The organism is Streptomyces malachitofuscus (assembly GCF_055571035.1).
Map to the genome: position 1 here is coordinate 292,564 of NZ_JBVIGA010000007.1, position 18,659 is coordinate 311,222.

An 18,659-nucleotide genomic window follows, 5' to 3' on the forward strand; every position below is an offset into this window, starting at 1 on the left:
TACGCAGGGGGAGACGACAAGCGTCATGAGAATCACCTGGTTCGCCTGGCTGGCACAGCACTTCGGTGAATACGGCTACAGCGACGGGCCGTTGCGCGCGGCGACGGGCACGGGCGCGGTGCTGGTGACCGCCGCGCTGCTCTGGTTCACGCTGGACCGCAACCGGCCCGCAGCCGTGGCCGCCGCGGGTCTCACCTGCGCTCTGGGCATCGGGTGGCTGGCCTTCCACTGAGAGGACGAAAGCTCCGGTCCCGGGTCACCCGCACGGGCAGGTCAGTTCGGGGACCGCACGGTGGGGAGAACACGTCACCACGGCCAGGGTGAGGTACGAGGGGCGTTCGAGGTAGTGGCCGTACGACACGTCGCCGCCCGCGCGCAGCCGTTGGGCGGCGGCGTCCACGAGCCGGGCCAGGCGCGCGGTGTCCCGGTCGGACTCCGCCGCGAACCGGGGCGTGTACTCGGCCAGCCGCTCGCCGAGCCAGGCCGCCGCCTCCTTCGCCTCGTCCCAGGTGCCCCGCACCAGTGAGCGGGGCTTCACGAGCCAGTACGCCGTCTCCAGGGGCGGGAGGTCCGACGTGCGGAACTCCGCGGCCACCAGGCGGTAGCGCTCGATCAGTTCCGGCCTGCTCCCGGCCGGGGGCGGGTCGGGGTGCGGGGGCCGTCGCAGGGCCTCGTCGTCGAAGCGTTCCTTCGGGCCGGTCCAGAGGTAGGCGTGGTGGTGCACGTGCTGCTCCCGGAGTGCGGAGCGCCGGTCGGACGCGGGGAGCAACCCGGTCCGGCCGGCGACGGGGAGGGGGAGGGAGGAGGGTCAGGCGCCGAGACCGAAGCGGGCCGGGTCGATACCGGCGGCGTCCAGTTCCGCCGTGGTGAACCGCAGCGGCGGTACGTCCGGCCGCTTGCTGTCGCCCAGCGCCCAGGCGTCCGCGCCGATCCGGGCCAGCGTCACGCACCCCTCGGTGCAGGGGCCGCCGCACGCCCTCGTGAACGAGGCCCCGCTGATGTCGAGCGCGTACAGGGTGGTTCCGTTCTGCATGACTGCACCTTCCAGCTCGTCTGACGCGGCCGGGTCCGGCCGCCGCCGCCCGTGGTGGGCGGGGATGCACGGAGGGGGCGCCCCCGCCCGGGTGTTTCCGCAGGTGAGCGGTGGACACGGGCGGCTGTCCCGGATCTCCGTGACCTCAGAGTGGCGGTCGGACGGGGGCGGGGACGAGTGTGGCACCCCGTACGCTGCGTCAGCGTACGGACACGAAGAGTGGACGGTACGTCTGATGATCCGTCAGGCTGGGGGTGAACGCGGGCGGCGCGAGAGACGGCCGTCGCGGTGCGGTGCGAAGGAGAGGAAAGGGGCGGCGGATGGACGTGGTCGGGGTCGAGGGGGAGACGGCCGGGAGCGCCGGCGCGCGGGCGGTTCCGGCGGGGGAGTGGGAGCGGGAACCGCATCCGTCGGACAGCCTCCGGACGTTCGGGGCCGTCGTCCAGGCGTTGCGCGAGCACGCGGGACTGAGCCGGGTCGACCTGGGCGCTCGCGTCCAGTACTCCAAACACACGGTGGAGTCGGTGGAGTTGGGGCGCCGGATGCCGGACGAGGCGTTCGTGGAGCGGGCGGAGGAGGCGCTGGGCAACACGGGTGCGCTGCGGAAGGCGGCGCGGCACCTGACGCGCGGGGAGGCAGGGCTGGCGGCGTGGTTCAGGCGGTGGGCGCGGCTGGAGCGGGAGGCGGCGAGCCTGTGCACGTATGAGTGCCGGTTGGTTCCGGGGTTGTTGCAGTCGGAGGGGTATGCGCGGGCCCTCTTCGAGAATCGCATTCCGCTGCTGACGGATGAGCAGTTGGAGGCTCAGGTCGAGGCGAGGATGGGTCGGCAGCGGATGCTGTACGAGCGTCCGACAGTTCCGTTCCACTTCATCGTCGAAGAAGCGGTCCTTCGGCGGAGGCTCGGCGGCGCCGAGGTGCGGCGCGAGCAACTGGACTACGTTCTGGAGCACACATCGCCTCGCAACGTGACGTTGCAGATCATGCCGCTGGAAGCCGAGTACCACTCGTGCATGGACGGGCCCCTGCGCCTGCTGGAGACACCAGAGGGACGCCGGCTCGCCTACTCGGAGGGCCAGGAAAGCGGGCGGCTGATCGGCGACTCGAAAGAGGTGAGAGTTCTCCAACAGCGCTATGACACACTGCGGTCGCAGGCCCTGCACCCCAAAGATTCCCGGGCCTTGCTGGAGCGACTGCGAGGAGAGGCATGAGCGCGACGGAACTCGCCTGGTTCAAGTCAACCTACAGCGGTAGCTCGGGCGACGACTGCGTGGAGGTCGCCGTCACCGAGCTGGCCATCCACGTACGCGACTCCAAGGACGTGACCCGCCCGTCCTTCGCCATCAGCCGCGACGGCTGGGGCCAGTTCGTACGGTTCGCGTCGGAGCGCTGAGCGACGTGAGGGCGTGCCGTCCGCTGAAGGGGCGGACAGCACGCCTGCCGTGGGGGCCTCCTACTCCCCGAGCGTGGCGACCGCCTTCTCGTAACCCCCGGTCGGCGGCGCGGTGTCGGGGCCGTACACCAGGTGGAGCACGCCCGTGGTGAACGTCTTCGACGACAGCAGCTTCAGCGGGATCGACGGCTCGCCCTCGTCGAACAGCCGCATGCCCCGGCGCACGGCGATCGGATGCACGAGGAGCTGCAGCTCGTCCAGCAGCCCGGCGGCGAGCAGCTGCCGGATGATCGAGATCGAGCCGCTCAGCCCGATGTCGCCGCCCGGCTCCCGCTTCAGCGCGGCGGCGACCTCGGCGACGTCACCCTGCGCCTGCTCGGAGTTGCGCCACTGGAAATCGAGAGGGCTGCGCGAGAACACGATCTTCCGCATGTCGCCGAGCTGCTTGGCGAAGCCCGCGTCCTCGGCGCCCGCCGCCTCCCGTTCCGGCCAGGCGCCGGCGAAACTGTCGTAGGTCACGCGGCCGAAGAGCATCGTGTCGGCGGTGTCCAGACCCGCGCCCACGGCCGCGCCCATCTCGTCGTTGAAGTACGGGAAATGCCACTGGTCGGGCGCCTCGACGACGCCGTCGAGCGAGATGAACACACTGGCGGTGATCTTCCGTGACATGGTGTCCTCCGTATCCGGGTGCGTGTACCGGATAAGACCGTCCCACCCACCGGAACTCATCGGTGGGCGGCACGCGGACGACTCGGACCGTGTTCGGCTCCCTGCGCCGCCCGGCGCGGATCCGTGACACTGCCCAGCCAGCCCAGCAGGAATCCGGCCGGCACCGTCACCAGGCCCGGGATCGTCACGTCCCAGACCCTGAAGTCGTGCCCCGGGAAGATCGACCCGGGTGCGCCGGAGGCGTACGGCGACAACGCGAGCGCCGCGATGCTCACCACCGTGGCCCCCCACAGGCACCACAGGGCACCGCGGGCGGTGAACCCGGGCCAGTACAGGGCGTACAGCAGCACGGGCGCGAGGGCGGCGCCGCAGATGCCGAGCCAGAGCGTCGAGACGACCACCAGGTTCCAGTCGGCGACGACGACCGCCACGACCGCGGCGACGCCACCCGTCAGCGCCGCCGACCACCGTGACGTGGCACCGTCCGCCTTGCCGGACGCCCCCAGCACGTCCCGGCCCAGGGCGATCCCGGCGGCGAGGGTCACATCCACCACGGCCGCGAGCGCGGTGAGGAAGAGGACACAGGCCAGGGCCGCGACCAGGACGCCGCCGCTGTCGAGCGCCCGCCCGAGCATCAGCGGCGTGAACACCTGGGCCGCCGGACCCGCCTCGCGCAGCGCCTCGCCGACGAGGGCCGCCGCGCCGACGCCGACGACGGCGAGCGCGCCGTACAGCAGGGTGAGCTCGCCGAGCATCCAGCGGCCGACGGTCCGGGCGCCGCGCGGGCTCTTCGTCGAGATCGCCCGCATCAGCACGGCGGGCATCGCCAGCGTGGCCATCGTCATGCCGAAGGTCTGCCCGATCCGGTTCACGGCCCCCACCCATCCCTTGCCGGTGTAGCCGCCCGGACGCAGATACGCCTCGCCCATCCGCGAGCCGTGCGCCGCGGCGTCGAGCAGCCGCCCGGGGTCCCCGCCGAAGCGGTGGAGCACCAGCACGGCGGCGACCACCAGCACGGGCAGGGCGATCGCCGACTTGGCGAGCATCACCACACCCGTGCCCCGGATCCCGCCGCTGACGGCGAGCGCCGTCATCACACAGCCGATCACCACGATGCAGCCGGTGCGCACGCCGGGCTGTCCGATCAGTGCCGCCGCCACATTGCCGACCACCACCAACTGCACGACCAGCAAGGGGAAACAGACGAGCAGGGTCACCACGCCCCACGAGACGCGTACCGCCGGCCCGCCGCTGCCGCGCGCGTCCAGCATGTCCGCGGCCGTCCGCGAGGCGTGCCCGCGCAGCGGCTCGATGATCAGCACGAGGAAGAGCACGACCCCGATCAGGCTGCCCAGCATGACGCCGAGGCCGTCGAAGCCGGACGTGGCGACCATGCCCACCAGGACGGTGACGGTCGCGACCGTGGTGGTGTCGCCGCCCATCGCGATGCCCTGCTGCCAGGAACGCAGCCGGCGGCTGTCGGACCGCACGAGAGCCCGGTCGTCCTCGTCGGCGCCCGTGACGATGCACAGCATCAGGCAGATCACGACGAACACCGAGAACACGGCGAAGACGAGGGACCGGGACGAGGGGTCGAGCAGCGTGGTCACGACCACCTCCGGACGTCCGGCCGCGGCTGGAGCAGATCGACCCGCCGCCCGTGCACCGCCAGCGCGTGCACACCGACGGCCAGGGGCACCACGGCCAGGATCACGCCGAGACTCACCGGCCCGGCGACCTGCGTGCCGTACACGCCCGGCGCGAGGGCGGCGGGCAGCACGTACAGCAGCCAGGCGACAGCGACCCGCACACCGAGCCGCAGCCCGACGGACAGCCGCGCCGCCTCCTCGCCGTCGTACCGCTCGTGCTCCGCAGGCGGCCACGCCCCGGCAGCCGGCTCGTCATGGTGCGGTGGCCCGTGCCAGGGCTGCGGTCCGAAGGACATGTGGTGGCTCCGCTCACGTCGATCCGGCACCCGGAAGGGGGCGCGGGTACGGGTGTGGGGGTGAGCGCGGAGTCAATCAGATCCGTGTGCACGCACGTGCGTCCCGGGCACAGGTCTGTGGCCGTGCCCAACACGGAGCCGTGCGGACAGTGAGCGGTCACTGTCCGAGCGGGGGCGGGGCGGCCCGGTGGCACGGCCCTCGCGCCTGCGCCACCACACGAGGAGGGCGCAGACGAGCAGGCCGCACGCCAGGCGGGCCCTGCCGCGCCGGATGTCCGGTGACCGACCGGTGCGACGGGCGTCGGCCGGTGCCGACGCGGGAGGCGGGTCGGCGAGTTCCTGCGCGACGTGCCGCCACACCCGCTCCGGAGGGGCCGCGGGGAGATCGGACTCCTCGACGGAGCGGGCCGCGGTGACCAGACGCGTCATCCGGCCCAGCTCGTCCCGGCAGCGTCCGCACACGGCGATGTGCCGGAGGGCCCTTCTGTCGTCGTGCGATGCGCCGTTGCCCAGGGCCAGCTCCAGCAGGTGCGGCGGGTCGACATGCGGCACCGTCACTCTCCTCACTGTGGTTCAGCCGGTGACCGGTTCCGCGGTGACGATCAGATTGGCCTGGTAGCCGCCCTTCTCGGGGACGAACGGCGGCGCACAGGTGATCAGCGTCAGCACCGGCGGGCCGCTCCGGCGGAAGGCCGAGGACGGAATCGCGTCCTTCGCCGTCGTCGCGCGGGCGGTGACGCGGTAGCCGACGGGCTCGGCTCCCGCGCGCCGGACCTCGACCCGGTCCCCCGGCCGCACGTCGTACAGCGCGGCGAACTCGCCGAGGGCCCCGGTGTCGTCGTCCACGTGCCCGACCAGTACCGACGAACCGCGGGCGCTTCCCGGGGCCGGTCCGAAGCGGTACCAGCCCGCGATCCCGGGATCGGACGGAACGGTCATGTCGCCCGCTGCGGTGACCCCCACGGGACGGACGCGGGCGTCGAGTCCCACCGAGGGCACCACCACGCGCTGCGGAGGGGACGACTCCGGTGCGCGGGCCGCCGGGCCGGGCGGACTCGCAGGGGGGAGCCGGGCGGCCGTGGGCGCGGAGGAGGCGTCGGCCCGGCCGAAGTCGGCCGGGGGCGACGGGCCCGCCGGCGGTGCGGCGGCGAGCGTGACGACCGCCGCCAGGGCGGCGGCCGTCACGCCGAGGCCGGTGAGCCGTTGCGCCACATCACCCACGTCGCCTCAGGGCCTTCACGAGCAGCGGGGTGCCCGCCAGGGCGACCAGGCCGGCCGCGCCCGCCCAGAGCGGCCCCTGGTCCACGGAGTTGGCGGTGACCGCCGCACCGCTGCCGCCCGCGTGGACGCCCTTCGGCGCGGAGTCCATGCCCTTGAGCGTCTGGGTCGCCAGCGCGAGGTTCTCGTCGTCCGCGCTGCCCCAGGCGTAGACGATGGTGTCGGCGCCCTCCTCGAGGTTCAGGTCGGCCGGGCCGATGGCCACCGTGTCGGTGCCGGCGAGGACGACGTCGGCCGAGACGGTGCCCGCGTCGACCACGGCGGCGTCCTGGTCGGGGTTCTCCAGTCCCTGGAAGACCGGCTGTCCGCCCGCGCGGACGTCCACGGCGGGTGCGGCGGCCACATGACGCACCGTCAGCCGCGCCTTGCCCGCGTCGACCTGGGAGACGTCGTTGACGAAGGCCGTCAGCTGCGGCTTGCCGTCGGCGGAGAGGTGGGCCGCGATCGTGGCGTTCGCCCCGGCCGGGACCTTGATCTCCTTCTCGACGGCCGGGGTGCCCTCGGGTCCCTGGCCGGCTTCGAACAGCTGGATGTCGTAGGTGCCGGCGTCGAGGGGCTGCGGCTCGGTCACCGTGCCGGGCTCGAAGTCGCCGAGGAGCTCGTCGCCGTTGGCGTAGACGTCGACGGTCAGCCCGGGAACGCCGTGGAAGACGGAGACCGAGGCCTTGTCGTCGCCGTCCGCCGACGGGGCGGCCACCGCGGGGGCGGTGACGGCCAGAGCGAGGGCACAGGCTCCGGCCGACGCGCCGAGGACGAGAGGGGTCCGGGAGATCATGGAAATCATTCCTTCGCGTCATATGCGTTATTTGCGAGGTCTTGCAGGTGGTTCCCGCCCGGATGCCGCCACGGATGCGAACGGCAGGACTTTTCTGCCGGCGCCTACGCCGCGCCCTCGCCGACGCGGCCCTGCTCGACCGCCTCGCGCAGTCGGTGCAGGCCACGTCGGGTGTGGCTCTTCACGGTGCCGAGCGGCATGCCGGTGCGTTCGGCGATCTGGGCCTGGGTGAGGTCCTGGTAGAAGGCCAGGCACAGCACCTCGCGCTGGCGGTGCGGCAGCCGGGACAGCGCGTCGACCAGCAGCACGCGGTCCAGGACCTCGTCCGTCGCGCCCTCGTCGTGCCGCTTCGCGTCGGTGTCGTGCGTGACGGTGTCGAGGAGGGCGAGGCGCCGTGTCCGGGCGGCGAGCGCGTCGACGATCTTGCGCCGGGTGATGCCGACCAGCCAGCCGCCGAGCGGCCCCTTCTCGGGGCGGTAGCCGTTCCGTCCCCGCCAGGCGCCGATGAACACCTGCTGGGTCACGTCCTCCGCCTCGTGCGCGTCACCCAGCGAGCGCGTGGCCATGGTGTGGACGAGCGCACCCCAGCGCCGGTAGACGGCGGCGAACGCGATCTCGTCCGAGGCGGCCAGACCGCGGGCGAGCTCCTCTTCGTCCCGGATCTCCCGGGTGACGGGAGAACGTACGTCGGTCTGTCGCGTGTACGTGGTCATGACCTTCCTCCTGCCGCCACCGGCTGATGCGACCAGTTTTGAGAAAGGGAAACGACGCACACAACATGCGTCGGTTGTGCGTCGTAAGGTGGAGGTATGGACATCGACCGAAGCAGGGACGACGAGGCGGACGTACCGCACGGCGGAGGGCTGACCACCGGCGAGGTGGCGCGGCGGCTGGGCGTGGCGCCCACGACGGTCCGTTCCTGGGACCGCCGCTACGGACTCGGCCCCGCCGCGCACACCGGGGGCCGGCACCGGCGCTGGACCGCCCGGGACCTGGCGCGGCTGGAGCGGATGTGCGCCCTGACGGCGACCGGGCTCCCGCCGGCCGAGGCCGCCCGTCTGGCCCTCGGGGGGACGGACGAGGGCGCGCCGTCCCCGCGAGCGGAGGACGGCGCGCCCGCCCCCCGGCCGGTGTCCCGCGCGCCCAGCCGCGCCGGAACGGGTCTGCGGCTCGGCGACGTGCGCCAGGAGTGCAAGGGCATCGCCCGCGCGGCCCTGCGCCTCGACACCGCCGCCCTCGACGACCTGCTCAGGGAAGTGATCGAGGAACACGGGCTGGTGGCGGCGTGGACAGAGGTGATCATGCCGACGCTGCAGGCGGTCGGCCGCAAGTGGGAGAGCTCGGGGGAGCGGTACGTCGAGGTCGAGCACTTCCTGTCCTGGCACGTCTCCGGCGCGCTGCGCCGCCACGCGCCGCCTGTGGCCGCCGATCGCCCCGGCGCCACCACCGTCCTCGCCTGCGTCCCGGCGGAGAACCACACCCTGCCGCTCGAGGCGCTGACCGCCGCGCTGGCCGAACGGGACCTGCCCGTCCGGATGTTCGGCGGTGCGCTGCCCGTGGAGTCCCTCGTGGCCGCGGTCCGCAGGACCGGCCCCGCCGTGGTGGGCCTGTGGGCGCAGTCCCGGACCACGGCCAGCCGCCCCCTGGCCCAGCACATCGCGGCGATCGAGTGGGGCGTGCGCGGCGCCCGCAGGAAGCCGGTCGTCCTGACGCTCGGCCCCGGCTGGGCCGGCCAGACGGCACCGGGACTGCCGCACCCCTCAGGGCTCGCCGAGGCCGTCACGGCCGTCGAGTCCGTCGTGGGCGGGTGAGCCGAGGCCGCGGATTTGTGCGGGGCACCGGCGCCCACCACGTCACGTGGGTCGTGGGACCCGGTGCGGTCGCTACGCGGCCTCCCCGGCGTACCGCGGCGTGCTCCCGGAGGCCCGTTCGACCAAAGCGGTGAACTCCCGCCGTACGGACGGCTCCGCACCGGCCCGGTCGAAGTGCCGCAGGCTCGTCGCGGCCAGCTCCGCGATCTTCGACTCGACGACGGCCCGTGCCCCCGTGCGCTCCAGCGCCGCGCGCATCCGGCGCACGGTGTCGTCGGACACGGACGGCTCACCCGGGGCGAGCACGTTCGCGGCCTCCCGGTCACCGGAGGATTCCGCCAGCAGGGAGCCCACGGCGAGCAGATAGGTCAGCTTGCGCGTGCGCAGGTCGTCGGCGGGCTTCCCGGTCACGGCAGGGTCGCCGAAGGCGCCGAGGAGGTCGTCGTGGAGCTGGAAGGCGAGGCCCGCACACCGTCCGGCGGAGCGCAGCGCGTCCAGGACGCCGGCGTCGGCGCCGGCCAGGGACGCGCCCAGGGCCAGCGGCCGCTCCACCGTGTACAGGGCGCTCTTGAGGGTGGCGATGGCCACCGCCTCGTCGACGCCCGACGCGGCGGTGGCCTGCGCGTGGATGTCCCGGTACTGCCCCGCCACCATCTCGGCGCGCATCGCCCGCCACTCCCGGAGCAGACGCGGACCGTGCGGCGAGCCGAGCGCGGTCTCGGTCAGCAGGTCGTCCGCCCAGGCCAGGGCGAGATCGCCGGCGAGGATCGCCGCGGACGTCGCGAACGCCGTGGGCGACCCCGTCATACGCGCCGCCTCGTGCATGCGGGCGAGGTCCACGTGGACCGAGGGTGCGCCCCGGCGCAACGTCGATCCGTCCATCACGTCGTCGTGGACGAGGGCGCAGCCCTGGACGAGTTCGAGGGCCGCGCCCGTGCGCAGTACCGGCGTCGCGTCCCCGGTCCCGCCCGCGGCACGCCACCCGCACCAGGCGAACGCCGTGCGCAGCCGCTTCCCCCCGCGCAGGACCAGTGCGGCGACCCGGTCGGCGATGTCACGGGCGAACACCGGATCCGTCTCGTGGGCCTGTCCCAGCACGTCGTCGAGGACCCCTCGGAGCTCCGCCTCGACGGCCAAGGCCGCGTCGCGGGCAGTGAGCGGACCGTCGGCCCGCCCGACCGGTTCGGCCGTCGTGGGCCGCAATCCCAGCATGCACAACCCCTGTTCACGTTCGGTCACCTGCACACCATGGCTTCGGCCGGGTGCCCCCGTATGGATGCGTCGACTCCTGCGCGTTGGGCGGCCCGTCCCCGGCCCACCGCGGCCGGGGACGGGTTCGAGATCCCGGACTGCCGCCGATCGCCGGCGCCCGGCGAAGCCGCCCTATGACCCCGGCCGGCCGCCGGGCCCGGGCCGGGAGGCCGCCTGGTCGGCCCGGCCGCCGGCGCCGAGCAGCCCCGTCGGCCGGAACGGCTCGACGGCGGCCAGGCGCGGCAGTTCGCGCCGGGAGAGCGCCGTCACCACCGGCGGCATCGCGGCCCGTACGAGCTGCGCCGACCGGAGCCAGCGGGGCACGTAGACCGACGGGCGGCGCCGTTCGACGGTGGTGACCAGCCGCCCGGCGACGTGCTCGACGGGGTACACCTTGCGCGCCGGCCGCGGCATGTGACCACGCAACTCGCGCAGCACCGCGTACGCGTCGGCGTCGCGGACCATGTCGGTGTCGGTCCAGTTGATGTAGGCGATGCCGACGCCCACGCGCCGGTGGGCCACCTCGGCCCGCAGCGCGTGGGCGAACGACTCGACACCCGCCTTGGAGGCGCAGTACGCACTCATCATCGGCGCCGCACCGAGCGAGGCGAGCGACGCGACCTGGAGGAAGTAGCCGCGCGTTTCGAACAGGTCCTCGATGAACGTCCGTGCGGTAGTGGCGCTGCCTATCAGGTTCACCTCGACCACCCGGCGCCACACCGCGGGATCGGACTCGGCGAACGGACCGCCCTCGGCCACGCCCGCGTTGGCGACCACCACGGACGCCGGCCCCAGCCGGGCACGGATGTCCGCGCCCGCCCGGGCCATGCCGCGGTCGTCGGTGACGTCGACCTCCCAGCACCCGCTCACGCCCGGCAGCGACTCCTGGACCTGCTTCAGCGTCCGCTCCTCACGCCCGAGCAGCGCCACCTTCGCCCCCCGCGCGGACAGTTCCCGCGCCATCGCGGCGCCCAGACCGCGTGCCGCTCCGGTCACGACGGCGGTCCTTCCGCCCAGCGGGCTCTCGCGCACCGGCATCCGACGGCTCCTCTCCCGTGACGGCGTCCGTCCTGCTCACCGTAAGCACGGGAGCCCCCGAGGGCATGCCGACAGCCGTCGGGCCGGCGTTCAGATGTCCCGGGAGAGGCAGGCGGCTCTGCGACCTGCCGCGATGAGTAGCTGCGAGGTGCTGACCTGCGTGAATGCTCTTTCAGCTGTTTCACGTCTGTCTGCGGACGGTTGCACCCGCCCGCAGACAGACGTAAAACAGCAGAGACGCCACGTCGAGAGCCTCGGCAGTGGTCCCGCACATCACCCTCAGCCCCAGCCGGATCGGTGACATCGCCCGCGCCGCCCTCACCCTCAACACAAAATGGAAGTGATCACCACTGAGAAACCGTCAGTCGGTCGCCGGGTGGAGATACAGCTCCAATTGGTCACCGCCGAACTCGCCCTTCGGAGCGATACCGAAGCCCGGACCGACGTATTCGGGTGTGATGGTGAGGTCCGTCGCCTTGTCCTGGCCCGTACGCGCGTCCAGGGCCACGGCCCCGTTGTCGGTGCTGCCGTAGACGATCCCGTGACGCACGGACGTGACCTCGGGCGCGATGCGTCCGGCTGCCTCGTCCGGAAGCTTCCACAGTTTCTTCCCGGACCGATCATCGTAGGCGACCACCACGTTGTCCGTGCCGCAGACAATGGTCCGCCGACCGTCGTGACGGCAGTCGCCGGGCTGGTTTGCCTTGGAGATATCGCGGTCCAGGCCGAGGAACGGCCTGCCATCTGCGACACGGTAGAGAAGGACGTGCGGCGACGGATCGGCCTCGGTCGACTTTTCGATGTTGATCGTGAAGAAGGCCTGGTGCGTGCTGTCGGCCCCCTGCACACCGCTGGTTGCGGCCCAGATGGTCGCACCGTCGTCGCCGGGTGGCGCGGCGGGCAGCTTCCACAGTCTGCTGCCGTCGGCGACCGCCCGGCCCTCCGGCTGCCCCCCGTACCCTGCGCGTTCCACCTTTCCGACCAGAACCTGTCCGTCGAAGGCAACGGGGACGAACGGCTGTTCCTCCCACAGGGTCTTACCGTGCTCGGCTGTCAGCACTGCCGTGTACGTAGCCGTATTGAGGTTCGCCTCAACGACTATGTGCTTCGCGTCAGCGGCAAAGAGTCGCGGGCCGTCAGCGTACGGACCGTCCAGATCGTCGGAGTACTGTTTCGCGATGTCGGTCACCCACAAGGTGTTCCCCGTCTTCGCGTCCAGTGCCTGGACGCGAATCATGTACCGGTTGGCCTGCGTGCCGGTGCCCCTGACCTCGGCCAGGTGGGCGACGAACAGGCGCCCCTCCGAGACAGCAGGTAGATACAGCGATGAGTCATCGTGAATGTCGAAGGAGACCGACAGGCGTTGTCGCCCCGTGGCGAGTTCGTAAGAGACGACCTCGGTGTCGCCGCTCCGGTAGTAGATCGCGGTGTCGTCGACAACGTAATGGAGGCCGGCCTCGCTGACCGGGCTGACCGTGCCGAGGGGTATACCGCCCGCTTCGAAGTCCAGCGGTGGGTCGATGTCCGGCAGTGTCCGCGACACCTCGCGTGGAGGACCGGGAGACTTGTCGTTCCCCATCGCGCCTTCCCCGCTTCCGGAACAGGCCGTGATCGCGGCGCTCAGAGCGAGGAACAAAGCGCACCATAATCGGGCTGCGCTCCTCCGGCTCGTCGTCCCCACGCGCATACGCATGGCGCCGACTTACCCGGACGAACCGAGCCTCAATCGTCACGGCAGCTGTAGTTCTTGATCGTCAGCCTGTCCGTGCGGTGGCTGAATGCCCGGGGCAAGCAGCAAGGAGTTCTCGGCGAAAGCGAGTTCTTGAGATTCCTCCGCGTCAGCGAGGCTCTTCACCAGTTCCGCCGTGTCAGCCAGGCCTCCCAGGCGTTGTCGGAGCACGGCGAGTTGCTCTCGCTCGCTTCCGCGTTCGCAAGATCGTGACGGAGCTGCGCGACCTCACGTTCAGCCGCCTCGCCCCTGCGCGTCGCGACGTACAGCTGGTTGAGCAGATCCGCGATCCGAGCCTCGGCATCAGAAAGGCGAGCGCTGGTCGGATCCGTGGCCGGCGCCGTCGGCGCGAGAGACGACGGAGGTGCGATGACAGCCCCGACGAGCGCGCGTGCTTCGGCCCGGCTGGCTCACCCGCCACCCTGCCGCACTGAGCATCTGCTCCGAGACCTCGACGCCGTGACCGCCGGCCTCACCCTGGACTGGAGCTCAGGCAGCATTGAAGGCGCCGTGAACCGCATCAAGAAGGTCAAGCGGCAGCTCTACGGCCGAGCCGGATGCGAACTCCTACGCAAGAGGATCCTGCTCCAATAGCACCCCGAGAACACCTAAGATCTGCGCCAGAACCGATCTTGCTGCGGTGGGGGTGTGGATCGAGGCCCAGGTAGGTGCCCAGCCATGGCAGGATGGCCTCATGTTGATCCGAAAGGGCGATGCCGCGTAGGCGTCCCAAGGCCGTCCGGGCAGAGCGGTATCGGCCAAGATGGCAGTGTCCGGTCCTGAAGGTCCACGGTGTCTCCGCGCGGACTCGTGCAGCGATCCGCCGGGTCGAAGACCAAGAGATGTGGCCCAACGCGGTCGCTGCCGCGCTCTCTCTTATCGAGTGGCTTTTCAGGCAGCCTGGCCGGTACCTGGACGCCTCCGCGTTCGACTCACCCGGGATAAACGATGCCCGTGATGACCTGGAGTGGGCGATGCGACATCTCCCGCCGGGAGCCAAACGGGACTTGGGCCGACTGATTACGCGCATCGATGAGGAACTCGAGCGTCGTACTTTGCCCGACCCCAACTACATCGAGTCGGCGACGTTCGGCTGGTGGTGGACCAGAATGCCCGAACGCTGACGGGCCTGGAGCTTGTGTACCTCCCTTCGAATCGAGCGACACCGTCACCCTCCGGGACGGCCCCCCAAGATTTGTGCCAGAACCCGAGGGGCGGCCGCTCGGCTCGATCTGCCCGGTGGTGACCTCCGCCACCCTGGGATCCGGCGGCGGAACCGAGCCGCGGGAGTGGGCGGCCGCGTCCGGCCCGGACGGCACCGAAGGGGGACCGAGCGGACCGCGGGCCGTGCTGGACGTGACCTGGTAGGTGTTCGGGGTGTGGTTCCCGGACGACGCGGCCATCGGCGAGGAGCGGCAGCTGCTGGAGGACTTCCTCGCCCCGCTCGCCCTGACCCTGCCCCTGCCGGCGCTGGACGAGCCGGCGGCTGCTCGCCCACCCGCTCGCCCACGCCCTGCCGAAGACGGACCCCGCGCCCGCTGACCACCGCCGAGACGCTCGCCGGCTTCGACGCCACGTCACCCGGGCGTGCCGCCGTGGTACGCGAGCCTGAGACCGCGGCAGCGGTGCTCGCCCGGTTAGCGGCGCCCCCGGCCCCACTTGTCCTCGTCCATGTGTCGTTCAGGCCGACGCCCTGCCCGTGGCCCCTCACGTGTGCAGTTCCGGGCAATCTGTCCCTCGGCCCGGCAGACTCCTGGCTCGGCCCAAGAGTCCCTGAGAAGTACCACGGGCGAAGCCGAATCCCCTCCTGGCTCGCGTAAGTGCAGGTCAAGAGGGGGGCGACGGCGTTAATTCTGACGGCTTTCAGATGTCCCGGAAGAGACCAGCGAACGCCGTGACCTGCCACGATGAGCGGCCGATCGCTGCTGACCTGCGCGAATGACCTTTCGGTTCTTTCACGCTCGTGCCGGTTAATAGGGTCGGAAGTCCCAGAAAAGTCCCAGAGGACTCCCACTGCTGACGGGCGTCTTTCGGCTCTTTACGGCAGTACAGGCTCGTCGAACGCAAGAGCACTGGAACCTGGATGTCGAGAGCCTGGCGGTCAGCCGATGCCTTGCGGGATCGTGGGGTCCTGATGATCGACGACGACTCTTTGGCCTCCGACGGCAGTGAGTCGGCGGTGCCGGCCAATCCTCGCCCGCCTTATGGCGAGCGGCCTGTCGCGCGAGCTCGGCGGGCGAAGGCACAGGAGCTGATCGAGCGGCTCGTCGCCGAGGGCCGCGTCCGGATCACTGATCCCGACGACGACGAGGTCGCGGAATGGCGGCGCGTCGTCAACTATGCGAAGCGGCACGGTTTGGAACCGGCAGGTAAACGCATCGAGAAGGTCCCGCACGGTGGGCCGGGGCTGGAGCTGTTCCTCGCGGAGGGACCGCATCCCAACGCGCGGAGTGAGCGGCCGAAGGAGGGCGGGGCTCTGGTTCCCGTCCCCTCACGACTGGGGCACCTGCATCCGATGGTGACCGCGCTCAAAGACGACGAGAGCCGGCTGGTGATGCCATCAGCATTGCGCCGAAGGTCGCTCCTGCTGTTGCAGGGACTGGCAGCTGAGGCAGTCCGACGAGGCCACGAGGTGCGGAAGACCCGGTCATCCTTCTACCCGCGCGAAGGCGGAGTTGATGTCGCTGTCGACGGCTTCGCGTATACCGTCACCGTCAGACAGGAGTTCCCGGAATCCACAGATCCGGAGCGCTCCGCTCGGCTCGTCGTAGAGATCGCCCATGGCCTGAATGATCGGCCCGGTCGCTGGCGGGATCGGAAGACCCGGACGCTTGAAGAAGCCCTGGGTGTGATCCTTGGAGAGATCGAGGCACGAGCGGGGGAGGACACTCGGCGCAGGCAGGATGAACAGCAGGCCAGGGCAGAACGTGAGGTCCGCTGGCAGGTTGCCATGGACGTAGCAAGGGAACAGGCTGTCCGCGAACAACTTGCCCAGGTGCTTCGTGAACAGGCCGGGTGCTGGCAAGAGGCCGCTGTGCTCAGTGCGTACTGCACGGCATTGGAACGCCGTATCAGCGAGTTGGACGGTGCTGCGGACGAGTCGGCTCTGGAATCGGCCCGACGCTGGCTGCAATGGGTAAGGGAGTACGTGAGGTCGATCGACCCCTTGAGCAGGCTCCCAGAGATGCCGCACACACACGAACCCACGCCGGAGGAACTTAAGCCGTACCTCAGGGGATGGAGCCCTCACGGACCGCAGTAACCGTCCCCGCGAGACCCTGCGCTGGCAGACCCCAGCCCTTGCCTTCGCTGGCGCTCTCGCGCCATGAACCCTGCAACGTTGCGACGACCACGCGAAATGTCCCCCCGGCCAACGTATGAAGCAACGGGAACACCAAGGTTCTTCCCCCGATAGAGTCTCGTTGGCCAGGAGCGGTGACGGGAGTGGGGCATGAGTAAACTGCACGTCGGGTACGTCCGCAAGGCGATCGAGGAGCGCTTCACCGGCCTCATCGACATGACGGACCAAGCACGGTTATCCGACGAGAAGCAGCATCAAGCTTTTCTTAGCCGCGGGTTGGCCGCACTCGCCGTCCAGATCGAGCACCCGTGCAGTGACCGTGCCGCGGCAGTCAGCGTCTTCGACGGCCAGGATGACCGCGGCCTGGACTCCATCGCCGTGGAACTGAGGTCCGTCCAGCCGCGAATCTGTCTGGTGCAGGCCAAATGGAGCGACCAGGGCAAGGGCGGATTCGGTGAGGCCGAGGTTCACAAGATGATCCAGGGCCTGAACCTGATGCTCGACCGTCACTTCAGTAAGTTCAACAGTCGGTTCCAGCCATTTGTCCCCGACATCGAGCGGGCGTACGAGGTTGGCACGCCGAAGATCACACTTGTCCTCGCGTTAATGCGGACGGCTCCTATCAGCCAGGACGTCCGCGAGCTCCTGGAGGAGAAGGTCGCGGAGCTGAACCAGGTTGAGGAGATGGTCGAGTACAAGATCCTCGACCTTCGTGACTTCCACCGTGCCATCCTCGGCGACGCCGCGGCGCCGAGGATCGACGCTAAGGTCCGACTGGACGGCTTCGTGCAGGAGTCGACTCCGTACAAGGCGCTGTACGGCACCATGACCGTTCCCGACCTCGCGGACCTCTACGGTGAGCACCGGCGCGGCCTCTTCGCGCGGAATATCCGTGACTCCCTGGATCTGACCGACGTCAACATCAAGATCAGGAACACTCTGCTTGAGCAGCCGGAGCACTTCTGGTACTTCAGCAATGGCATCACCATGCTTTGCGAGACGATCAAGCCGGTCGGCAAGGCGGTGCCCGGCAAGGTCGGGGACTTCCAGCTCACTGGGGCCAGCGTGGTCAACGGTGCCCAGACGGTGAGTGCCATCCATCGGGCGTACACCGCCGACCCCGACACCGCACAATACGGCCGGGTGATGGTGCGTCTGATCTCCCTGGAGGACTGCCCTCCTGGTTTCGGCGATCATGTGACCACGACCACGAATACGCAGAACCCGATCGAGGAACGCGACTTCAAGTCCCTCGACAGTGGACAGGTCCAGCTTCGCGACGACTTCGCCCTCCTGCTGCACCTCAGCTACGTGATCAAGCGGGGTGAGACGACGCCGGAGCCGGAGCACGGTTGCTCGATGGCGGAGGCCGCTGAGGCTCTGGCCGCCACGAGCCCGAACGCCCAACTCGCTGCCGTGGCCAAGCGTGATCAGAACCTCGCCGGCCTGTGGGAGGACGAGACGTACCAAGAGATCTTCGGGCCGGCCCCGAGCGCATTCCGCGTCTGGCGCTGCGTCCAGCTTCTCCGCGAGGTCCGCACCCAGCTTCAAGCACTGCGGGATGGACTGCTCTGGCGCGCCGATGCAGCCGCCTTCTATGGAGACCTCCTGGTCACCCACATCGTCTTCCGCCGTCTGAACACCCGTTCAATCGAGGACCCGGAATACGACTGGGCTGCAGAGCTGGCGAAGGTCCCCGACCTGGTACGGGACACCCTCGCCTGGTCGCTGACCGCCATCGACGAGGAGTATGGCAAGACCAGCCACATCATCGCCGCAGTTCGGAACACCGAGCGGATCGAGCGGGTCGTAAGGGCAGCCCTGCGCGGCCTGGACTCTGGTCGCAACGCGCCTGCCCTGGAAGACAATTACCAGGTCACGGCGGCCGAGACTCGCGGACGTCAGGTCAACGCCGTTACCACCCTGATCGCCAAGGGGCGTATTCCGGACGGCACGGTCCTCGAGTACCGGCCGTACAGCAAGCCCGAGCGCCGCGACATGACAGAGTGGCTGGCGGAGGACCCGAAGCGTTCGCGCGCGACCTGGAGCAACGACGGTGGCCGCTACCCACTGCAATGGCATGCGGACGAGGAGTGGTACTCGCCCAGTGGCCTCGCTCGGGAGATGCGCCGTCTCGCCTCAGGGGTGAGCTCGTCGGTGCAAGGCACCCTCCGGTGGTTCGTGCCCGGCGAAGGATCACTCGATGAGCTGGCGCTGGCCGTGCGCCTGGAGGAAGGGCTGGACACGGGGGACGAGTCGGCCGGCGACTGACCCCGGCGCGGACGGTGGCTGCCCGCCCGAGCGACGGAGCTCCCGGAGTGCGGCGGGCCTGCTGCCCAGGGGGACAGGGGCATTGTCATTGGTCCGCTGTAGGCTCGCGCCGCACCGCATGACAGAGGGCCCGCAGCCTAGAGGGAAGCGCCGCAGATGAAGCCGCTG

Annotated in this window: 22 protein-coding genes; 10 read left to right on the forward strand and 12 right to left on the reverse strand. The window is 70.6% G+C overall.

Annotated features, from left to right (window positions below; all coding sequences use genetic code 11):
- Positions 1–25: 25 nt before the first annotated feature.
- Positions 26–232: a hypothetical protein gene (locus ACZ44S_RS13295; RefSeq protein WP_466927987.1), complete on the forward strand. Its 207-nt coding sequence runs from the start codon at positions 26–28 to the stop codon at positions 230–232.
- A gap of 24 nt (positions 233–256) precedes the next feature.
- Here ACZ44S_RS13295 and ACZ44S_RS13300 read toward each other — a convergent pair whose 3' ends face one another.
- Positions 257–724: a hypothetical protein gene (locus tag ACZ44S_RS13300; protein ID WP_466927989.1), complete on the reverse strand. Its 468-nt coding sequence runs from the start codon at positions 722–724 to the stop codon at positions 257–259.
- Positions 725–808: 84 nt separating this feature from the next.
- Positions 809–1,033, reverse strand: coding sequence for a DUF397 domain-containing protein (locus tag ACZ44S_RS13305; RefSeq protein ID WP_466927992.1), 225 nt, complete (start codon positions 1,031–1,033; stop codon positions 809–811).
- Positions 1,034–1,353: 320 nt separating this feature from the next.
- On the opposite strand from ACZ44S_RS13305, the gene ACZ44S_RS13310 reads away from it, so the two are divergent.
- Together ACZ44S_RS13310 and ACZ44S_RS13315 are read left to right on the forward strand one after the other, a co-directional pair.
- Positions 1,354–2,241 carry a helix-turn-helix domain-containing protein gene (locus ACZ44S_RS13310; protein WP_466927995.1) on the forward strand — a complete coding sequence of 296 codons (888 nt, stop codon included), beginning with the start codon at positions 1,354–1,356 and terminating at the stop codon, positions 2,239–2,241.
- Complete coding sequence (locus ACZ44S_RS13315; protein WP_466927998.1) at positions 2,238–2,423, forward strand: DUF397 domain-containing protein; 186 nt, start codon at positions 2,238–2,240, stop codon at positions 2,421–2,423. The genes ACZ44S_RS13310 and ACZ44S_RS13315 overlap by 4 nt, the downstream gene beginning before the upstream one ends.
- Positions 2,424–2,483: 60 nt before the next feature.
- Here ACZ44S_RS13315 and ACZ44S_RS13320 read toward each other — a convergent pair whose 3' ends face one another.
- From ACZ44S_RS13320 to ACZ44S_RS13350, 7 genes are all read right to left on the reverse strand, one after another.
- Positions 2,484–3,092: a dihydrofolate reductase family protein gene (locus ACZ44S_RS13320; protein WP_466928000.1), complete on the reverse strand. Its 609-nt coding sequence runs from the start codon at positions 3,090–3,092 to the stop codon at positions 2,484–2,486.
- Positions 3,093–3,148: 56 nt separating this feature from the next.
- Positions 3,149–4,702, reverse strand: coding sequence for a sodium:solute symporter family transporter (locus ACZ44S_RS13325; RefSeq protein WP_466928003.1), 1,554 nt, complete (start codon positions 4,700–4,702; stop codon positions 3,149–3,151).
- A complete protein-coding gene (locus tag ACZ44S_RS13330; RefSeq protein ID WP_466928005.1) occupies positions 4,699–5,037 on the reverse strand; it encodes a DUF485 domain-containing protein in 339 nt (112 codons plus the stop codon). Before ACZ44S_RS13330 ends, ACZ44S_RS13325 begins: the two co-directional genes overlap by 4 nt.
- A gap of 72 nt (positions 5,038–5,109) precedes the next feature.
- The gene (locus ACZ44S_RS13335; RefSeq protein WP_466928008.1) at positions 5,110–5,589 is read right to left on the reverse strand and encodes a hypothetical protein; all 480 of its coding nucleotides are present in this window, start codon (positions 5,587–5,589) and stop codon (positions 5,110–5,112) included.
- 21 nt (positions 5,590–5,610) lie between these two features.
- Entirely contained in the window at positions 5,611–6,258 is a 648-nt protein-coding gene (locus tag ACZ44S_RS13340; RefSeq protein WP_466928010.1) for a class F sortase, read from the reverse strand.
- The gene (locus tag ACZ44S_RS13345; protein WP_466928012.1) at positions 6,251–7,090 is read right to left on the reverse strand and encodes a DUF4397 domain-containing protein; all 840 of its coding nucleotides are present in this window, start codon (positions 7,088–7,090) and stop codon (positions 6,251–6,253) included. Before ACZ44S_RS13345 ends, ACZ44S_RS13340 begins: the two co-directional genes overlap by 8 nt.
- Positions 7,091–7,194: 104 nt before the next feature.
- The gene (locus ACZ44S_RS13350; RefSeq protein ID WP_466928015.1) at positions 7,195–7,803 is read right to left on the reverse strand and encodes an RNA polymerase sigma factor; all 609 of its coding nucleotides are present in this window, start codon (positions 7,801–7,803) and stop codon (positions 7,195–7,197) included.
- A gap of 96 nt (positions 7,804–7,899) precedes the next feature.
- Here ACZ44S_RS13350 and ACZ44S_RS13355 point away from each other — a divergent pair, with 96 nt between their 5' ends.
- On the forward strand, positions 7,900–8,901 hold the full coding sequence (locus ACZ44S_RS13355; protein WP_466928016.1) for a MerR family transcriptional regulator: 1,002 nt from the start codon (positions 7,900–7,902) through the stop codon (positions 8,899–8,901).
- 72 nt (positions 8,902–8,973) lie between these two features.
- Here the strand turns inward: ACZ44S_RS13355 and ACZ44S_RS13360 are convergent, their stop codons facing one another.
- The 3 genes from ACZ44S_RS13360 to ACZ44S_RS13370 all read right to left on the reverse strand — a co-directional run bounded on the left by ACZ44S_RS13360 (position 8,974) and on the right by ACZ44S_RS13370 (position 12,769).
- Positions 8,974–10,113, reverse strand: coding sequence for a polyprenyl synthetase family protein (locus ACZ44S_RS13360; protein WP_466928092.1), 1,140 nt, complete (start codon positions 10,111–10,113; stop codon positions 8,974–8,976).
- Between the two features lie 171 nt (positions 10,114–10,284).
- Positions 10,285–11,190 carry an SDR family oxidoreductase gene (locus tag ACZ44S_RS13365; protein ID WP_466928017.1) on the reverse strand — a complete coding sequence of 302 codons (906 nt, stop codon included), beginning with the start codon at positions 11,188–11,190 and terminating at the stop codon, positions 10,285–10,287.
- A gap of 361 nt (positions 11,191–11,551) precedes the next feature.
- Positions 11,552–12,769, reverse strand: a complete 1,218-nt coding sequence (locus tag ACZ44S_RS13370; RefSeq protein WP_466928020.1) for an outer membrane protein assembly factor BamB family protein — start codon at positions 12,767–12,769, stop codon at positions 11,552–11,554.
- A gap of 519 nt (positions 12,770–13,288) precedes the next feature.
- On the opposite strand from ACZ44S_RS13370, the gene ACZ44S_RS13375 reads away from it, so the two are divergent.
- From ACZ44S_RS13375 to ACZ44S_RS13400, 6 genes are all read left to right on the forward strand, one after another.
- On the forward strand, positions 13,289–13,513 hold the full coding sequence (locus tag ACZ44S_RS13375) for a hypothetical protein (RefSeq protein WP_466928100.1): 225 nt from the start codon (positions 13,289–13,291) through the stop codon (positions 13,511–13,513).
- Between the two features lie 248 nt (positions 13,514–13,761).
- A complete protein-coding gene (locus ACZ44S_RS13380) occupies positions 13,762–14,043 on the forward strand; it encodes a hypothetical protein (protein WP_466928023.1) in 282 nt (93 codons plus the stop codon).
- A gap of 73 nt (positions 14,044–14,116) precedes the next feature.
- Positions 14,117–14,287: a hypothetical protein gene (locus ACZ44S_RS13385; protein ID WP_466928026.1), complete on the forward strand. Its 171-nt coding sequence runs from the start codon at positions 14,117–14,119 to the stop codon at positions 14,285–14,287.
- A gap of 9 nt (positions 14,288–14,296) precedes the next feature.
- On the forward strand, positions 14,297–14,461 hold the full coding sequence (locus ACZ44S_RS13390; RefSeq protein WP_466928028.1) for a hypothetical protein: 165 nt from the start codon (positions 14,297–14,299) through the stop codon (positions 14,459–14,461).
- 592 nt (positions 14,462–15,053) lie between these two features.
- Entirely contained in the window at positions 15,054–16,181 is a 1,128-nt protein-coding gene (locus ACZ44S_RS13395) for a hypothetical protein (protein ID WP_466928031.1), read from the forward strand.
- A gap of 189 nt (positions 16,182–16,370) precedes the next feature.
- Positions 16,371–18,491 (forward strand): AIPR family protein, encoded by a 2,121-nt coding sequence (locus tag ACZ44S_RS13400; protein WP_185393484.1) that lies wholly within the window; start codon positions 16,371–16,373, stop codon positions 18,489–18,491.
- Positions 18,492–18,659: the final 168 nt, after the last annotated feature.